This window comes from Marinobacter salinexigens (genome assembly GCF_008370345.1).
In the GTDB taxonomy this organism is placed as follows: Bacteria; Pseudomonadota; Gammaproteobacteria; order Pseudomonadales; family Oleiphilaceae; genus Marinobacter; species Marinobacter salinexigens.
On sequence record NZ_VTUU01000058.1, the window covers coordinates 1 to 321 of the forward strand.

General features: G+C 75.2%; 1 protein-coding gene. It reads left to right on the forward strand.

Features of this window, described 5'->3' with window-relative positions:
- The coding region (locus FWJ25_RS20660) for a hypothetical protein (protein WP_223163284.1) at positions 1–306 on the forward strand (306 nt) is incomplete at its 5' end.
- Positions 307–321 lie beyond the last annotated feature (15 nt).

Below are 321 nucleotides of genomic sequence, written 5' to 3' on the forward strand. Positions count from 1 at the left end.
GGCGGCCTCGTTGTCGGCCCGGGCCACGAGCCTCCTGCCAAGCCGGTTGGGCGCCGAGGCGGCGGCTTCTCGGCCTTGGGCTTGGTGGCCACGGCRCCCTCCCCTTCCGCCGCCTCAGCTGCGGCGGCCTCGCTGTCGGCCCGGGCCACGAGCCTCCTGCCAAGCCGGTTGGGCGCCGAGGCGAAGYTGACGCGGCCGCCGCTGCTGCCGGTGGGCACGCCCGCGGCCAGCATGACCCGCGAGGTGGCCGACGCCATGTTGGTGCTCGCCATGGGCGCGGACTCCTTGCAGCGGGTGCTCAGTTAGTCTGTCTGGCCTGGC